Raw genomic sequence first — 4,061 nt, 5'->3', positions numbered from 1 at the left:
GCTTGGGGGCAAGACTCCCGCTCAACGAGTGTCATCAACGTGATGGCCGGGTACACCTAGGGTGGGGATCATGATGATGGCATCGAAGACCCCGTACCAGAACACGTCGTTCGACCTGCCCACCAAGGAGGCGGGCGACGACCAGACCGGCCACGGCTACATCGCGTTCCCGGAGTCCGGCAAGGGCCCGGGCGTGATCGTCATCCAGGAGTGGTGGGGCCTGACCCGCCACATGCGCGACGTCTGCGACCGCCTCGCCGAGCAGGGCTTCGTGGCCCTCGCCCCGGACCTGTTCGGCGGCTGGATCGCCCACGACGGCGACGAGGCCGGCGAGATGATGGAGAACCTCCCCGCCGAGGAGGGTGCCCGCCAGCTCGGCGCCGCCGTGGACCACCTGCTGTCCCTGGACGAGGTGACGTCCGAGACCGTCGGCGCCATCGGATTCTGCATGGGTGGCGGCTTCGTGCTGTCCCTGGCCGAGCAGCAGGGCGAGAAGGTCTCCGCCGCCGTCCCGTTCTACGGCGTGGGCCAGGGCGTGCCCGGCTCCTTCACGGGCATCAAGGCCGCCGTGCAGGGCCACTACGCGGAGAAGGACCAGATGTTCCCCGTGGACCAGGCCCGGAAGCAGGAGCAGCAGATCCGCGAGGAGTCCGGTGCCGAGGTCGAGTTCTTCTACTACGACGCCGACCATGCCTTCCACAACGACGAGAACCCCGCCGGCAACTACCAGGAGGCTGAGGCGAAGCAGGCCTGGGGCCGTGCCGTGGACTTCCTGAAGGAGAAGGTCCGCTGAGCCGGAGAGGATCCCGCGGAGGCGCCGGCGGCCGAGGCCGTTCCGGCGCCTCCGGTCGGTCCGGAGGCCGGGGCGGCTCGTCCGGCCGAGGCGGAGCGTCTGGCCGAAGTGGCGCGAAGGGCGCGCCGCGCGGGTCAGGTGCCGGGCGGGCGTCAGGTGCCGGGCGGGCGTCAGGCGCGGGGCCGTCGTCGGGACGCAGGAAGGCGCGGTGGGAGGCACCGCCGCCCGAGACGCTGTTCCTGGCCACCGTGCCCGGTGCGACGCCGTCCAAGTGGGTGGAGCGGTTCACCTCGCGCGAGCGTGTGGTGCAGCTGGTGAACCACGACGAGTCCCAGCAGTGCGATCATCTGCGGCACGACGAGCACGGGTTCGCCCTGCACCCGCTGCCGCAGCTGGGGTACGTGCGGTGGCGCCGGGATCGCAGCGTGGAGGACGTGTTGGGCGAGGCCGGCGTGGACCCGCGGCGTGTGCACGTGGTGCGCGTGTACTCGGAGCTGCCGGTGGTGTGCGTCGGGCGGGAGCACCTGCTGGCCGCCTGGGACGTCGAGGCCGACGGTCCCGTGCCGACCGCAGAGCTCGATCCGGCCGAGGCGATGGACCCGGCGACGTTCGCACCGACCCCTGCGCCCGCCCCTGACCCGGCCCCTGGCGTTTTCGTTCGGGAAAGCGTCGAGTCCCAGGGCGCTTTCGTTCGGGAAAGCGTCGAGTCCGGCGACGACGGCACTCCCCGCACGTCTGTCTCACCGCCTGCGTCGTCGGCCCCCAACCCCATGGACGCCCCGGAGACCCCGGGAGCGGGGGAGCGGATGGCACTGGAGATCGTGGCCTCCGGCGCCGGGCACGTGGTGCTGCCGCAGTCCGTGGCCCGCATGTTCGGTCGGAAGGACGTGGTGGTGCTGCCGCTGGAGTCCTCGCTGGACGAGGTGGTCGGCATGTCCCGGGCCGAACGCGAGGCGGTGGCGACGGCAGCAGAGCTCGCCGCCGAGGAGGCCGGCATGGAGCCCGCACGTGCAAACGAGCCGTTTGGCGTCACCGGTGACCACGTGGACGGCGATGACCGTCACCCCGGCTGGGACGTCGGGCTGGCCTGGCTCAAGGAATCCGACTCGGCCCTCGTGCAGGGCTTCGTGGGCGTGAGCCGTGGTCGCAGGAGCGGCAGCTCGCGCTGAGCGCGGGGGCAAGGGGACCGGGCGGGTCGGCAGCGCCAGCGCCGCCCGGCGGGTCTTCGATCCGATCCGGAGCCTGCGAGGCGTGCTCTCGAACGGATCGAGCGCTCCGTCGGAGGACTGCACCGGCCTTCGTTCCGATCCGGAGTATGCGAGACGAGCTCTGGATCGGAACGAGGGCTTTAGAATCGGGCCTGCCGAAGGCTCGACGGAGGCTCGGCGTGGATCCTCGCACTACACTCGGGCCATGACATGCAGCATCGCGGAGATCTGGCCGCCCTACGGACTCGTCATCCGGGCCGGTGAGCTGACCATGACCGCTCTGCGCGAGGCCGACGTGCCCGAGGTGGTCGCCCTGGTGGAGGCCGGCATCCACGACCCCGCCGTCATGCCGTTCTCCTTCCCGTGGACCGACGCCCCGAGCGAGGAGCTGCCCGGCAACTACATGCGCTTCTTCGGCCGCACCCTCGCCGGTACCGGAGCGGGGAACGCCGCGCTCGAACTCGTTGTGCGCAGGGGAGGGGAGATCGTCGGGATGCAGGCGCTCAACGGCCAGGACGTGCGCACCACCCGCCGCCTGGAGTCCGGGTCCTGGCTGGGGTTGCGCTTCCAGCGGCAGGGCATCGGGCTGGCCATGCGACAGGCCATCTGCACCTTTGCGTTCGACCACCTCGGCCTGGACGTCGTCACTTCCGGGGCCTGGGCGGACAACACCGCCTCCCTGCGGATCAGCCAGAGGGTCGGCTACCGCGAGACAGGCCGCGAGCAGTGGCAACGCCGCGGCGAGCCCTCCGAGATGGTCCTGCTCGAGCTGCTGCCCGAGCACTTCGTGCCCGGCCCGGAGACGGTGGAGGTCGAGGGAGCCGAGCCGCTGCGGAGGTTCCTGGGTCTGACGGACTGAACCGGCCGTCGTCGGAAGCTGGCGGAGATGCCCGGGTGCAGGCACGGGCTGAGGACGCCTGATCCGATCTGGTTCCCAGGATGGTCCCGGCTGCGGGCAACGGCGCGTTCTCGGTGGTTTGGAGGCCTCACCTACCTTATTATCGACTGTGCATCCACCCAGAGGGGGGTGGAAGTATAAACAGAAGCGGGAGCAACGCCGAAATGCGCAATCTCAAGGTCCTCGTGGCCGCCCTGGCCCCTGCCACGTCTGTTCCTACAACCGCCCTGGCGGTCAATGTGTCGAGTAATGACGGGTTCGGCACGCAGTACCGTGTCAAGTCGTATGGCAACGGCGCGGAGGCCACAGGCAATCTCAGGAGCGCACATGGCAACCCGGTCTACTACCAGGGCCGCGTGAACCGTTACACGAACGTCCGCTCACTGTGCGGCGCCTCAGCGGCAAAGCGCTACACCGGCAATATCTCGAGGACGTCCGCCTATCCGGCTGGTGGATTCATCGGAGGAGACATCACCGCTTGCTCGGGGGCCAAGGTCCAGTCTCGTGTGGGGCGTGACATCGCACTGCGTATCGACCCGACCGGTTCGTGGTCCAACGAGTACTGACCTGGGGATGGGCCGACTGACCCCAACGCTCGCTGCCGAACACCTCCATGTCCGACGTGGCGGGCGTTCCGTGTTGCATGGTGCGACGTGCGGCTTTCCACGCGGCGTCACGGCGCTGATCGGTCGCAACGGCGCCGGGAAGACCACCTTGATGCGGTCCATGATCGGGCTGCTGCCGATCGACTCAGGGAGCGTGCTGTTCCACGGTGCGCCAGCGCTCACCTCGCCCACCGCCCTTCGAGACCTGCGCTCTCGCCTGGGCTGGATGCCGCAGGACCTCTCCTTCCCGAAGGGCCTGCGGGTCTCCGAGGCGGTGGACTATGCAGCCTGGCTGCGTGGATCGTCACCCCGGGACACTGCGGGCCTGCGCCGCGATGCCCTGGAACAGACGGATCTCGCAGATCTCGCCCGTCGCCGCGCCACCGATCTCTCCGGAGGGCAGGCGCGTCGACTCGGCCTGGCCTGCGCCCTCGTCGGAGACCCCGAGGTGCTCCTTCTCGACGAGCCGACGGTCGGCCTCGACCCGATCCAGCGCGCTTGCTGTAGGAGGGCATGACGTTGTTGACACATGCAGGGGCCAGTGAGGCCGGAGGAGC

General features: G+C 69.8%; 5 protein-coding genes. All 5 read left to right on the top strand.

The features are described from left to right. Window positions 1-73: 73 nt before the first annotated feature. Window positions 74-793, top strand: a complete 720-nt coding sequence (locus tag FM125_RS01980) for a dienelactone hydrolase family protein (protein WP_087133485.1) — start codon at window positions 74-76, stop codon at window positions 791-793. A gap of 248 nt (window positions 794-1,041) precedes the next feature. After that, window positions 1,042-1,962 carry a hypothetical protein gene (locus tag FM125_RS01975; RefSeq protein ID WP_070637830.1) on the top strand — a complete coding sequence of 307 codons (921 nt, stop codon included), beginning with the start codon at window positions 1,042-1,044 and terminating at the stop codon, window positions 1,960-1,962. A 244-nt stretch (window positions 1,963-2,206) separates the two neighbouring features. Further along, window positions 2,207-2,860: a GNAT family N-acetyltransferase gene (locus FM125_RS01970; RefSeq protein ID WP_087133484.1), complete on the top strand. Its 654-nt coding sequence runs from the start codon at window positions 2,207-2,209 to the stop codon at window positions 2,858-2,860. Window positions 2,861-3,063: 203 nt separating this feature from the next. Then, window positions 3,064-3,465 carry a hypothetical protein gene (locus FM125_RS11675; protein WP_143745188.1) on the top strand — a complete coding sequence of 134 codons (402 nt, stop codon included), beginning with the start codon at window positions 3,064-3,066 and terminating at the stop codon, window positions 3,463-3,465. A 7-nt stretch (window positions 3,466-3,472) separates the two neighbouring features. Further along, on the top strand, window positions 3,473-4,021 hold the full coding sequence (locus FM125_RS01965) for an ABC transporter ATP-binding protein (protein ID WP_087133483.1): 549 nt from the start codon (window positions 3,473-3,475) through the stop codon (window positions 4,019-4,021). Window positions 4,022-4,061: the final 40 nt, after the last annotated feature.

The organism is Micrococcus lylae (genome assembly GCF_900163825.1).
Taxonomy (GTDB): domain Bacteria; phylum Actinomycetota; class Actinomycetes; order Actinomycetales; family Micrococcaceae; genus Micrococcus; species Micrococcus lylae.
The sequence above is the reverse complement of the archived record's forward strand: the minus strand, read 5'-3'. Positions and strand labels throughout refer to the sequence as shown.

Bases quoted from the DNA above. Each gene is read 5' to 3' on its own strand.
- FM125_RS01980 (WP_087133485.1), top strand. From the start codon at position 74: ATGATGGCATCGAAGACCCCGTACCAGAACACGTCGTTCGACCTGCCC.
- FM125_RS01970 (WP_087133484.1), top strand. From the start codon at position 2,207: ATGACATGCAGCATCGCGGAGATCTGGCCGCCCTACGGACTCGTCATC.
- FM125_RS11675 (WP_143745188.1), top strand. From the start codon at position 3,064: ATGCGCAATCTCAAGGTCCTCGTGGCCGCCCTGGCCCCTGCCACGTCT.
- FM125_RS01965 (WP_087133483.1), top strand. From the start codon at position 3,473: ATGGGCCGACTGACCCCAACGCTCGCTGCCGAACACCTCCATGTCCGA.